Below are 1,049 nucleotides of genomic sequence, written 5' to 3'. Positions count from 1 at the left end.
ATGGATCGGGTGGTGCCGTGGAAGGGTTTGATTGCCTTGATCGAGCCGCATTATCCCAAGGGTGAAGGCGGTCGTCCGGCCTATCCGCTGATGGCGATGCTGCGCGTGCACCTGATGCAAAACTGGTTCGGTTACAGCGATCCAGCGATGGAAGAGGCGCTGTACGAGACCACCATCCTGCGCCAGTTCGCGGGGCTGAGCTTGGAGCGTATCCCCGATGAAACCACCATCCTCAACTTCCGTCGTTTGCTGGAGAAGCACGAACTAGCCGCCGGCATCTTGGCTGTCATCAATGGCTATCTGGGCGACCGAGGGCTGTCGCTGCGCCAAGGCACGATCGTCGATGCCACGCTGATCAATGCGCCGAGTTCGACCAAGAACAAGGACGGTAAGCGCGACCCGGAAATGCATCAGACCAAGAAGGGTAACCAGTACTACTTCGGCATGAAGGCGCACATCGGTGTCGATGATGAGTCGGGCTTGGTGCACAGCGTGGTGGGCACGGCGGCCAACGTGGCCGATGTCACCCAGGTCGATAAGCTGCTGCACGGCGATGAGAACATGGTCGGTGCCGACGCGGGTTACACCGGCGTCGAGAAACGCCCTGAACATGAAGGCCGGGAGGTCATCTGGCAGATCGCCGCCCGCCGTAGTACTTACAAGAAGCTTGATAAGCGCAGTGCTTTGTACAAAGCCAAGCGCAAGATTGAGAAGGCCAAGGCTCAGGTACGAGCCAAGGTCGAGCATCCGTTCCGGGTGATCAAGCGCCAGTTCGGTTATGTGAAGGTGCGCTTCCGTGGTCTGGCGAAGAACACGGCGCAACTGGTGACGCTGTTCGCGCTGTCGAACCTGTGGATGGCGCGCCGACATTTACTGGCGAATGCAGGAGAGGTGCGCCTGTAATGTGGGAAATGGCTGCCGCGAGGTGCTCGCGGCGGCTAAAAACACAGAAATAAGCGGGTGATCTGAGCGTTTTTGATCGATTTGCCGCTTTTAAAATCGGCAGGGGCTGAAGTCAGCCAGAAATACACAACTACTTCAGACCATCC

At 58.1% G+C, this 1,049-nt stretch carries 1 protein-coding gene; it reads left to right on the top strand.

Annotated elements, in window-relative coordinates:
* Positions 1-903, top strand: a 903-nt coding sequence (locus CXK91_RS22480; protein ID WP_103458182.1) for an IS5-like element ISPre1 family transposase, incomplete at its 5' end; no start/stop codon positions are given.
* Positions 904-1,049 lie beyond the last annotated feature (146 nt).

It is taken from the genome of Stutzerimonas stutzeri, from assembly GCF_002909485.1.
GTDB lineage: Bacteria > Pseudomonadota > Gammaproteobacteria > Pseudomonadales > Pseudomonadaceae > Stutzerimonas > Stutzerimonas stutzeri_AH.
The sequence above is the reverse complement of the archived record's forward strand: the minus strand, read 5'-3'. Positions and strand labels throughout refer to the sequence as shown.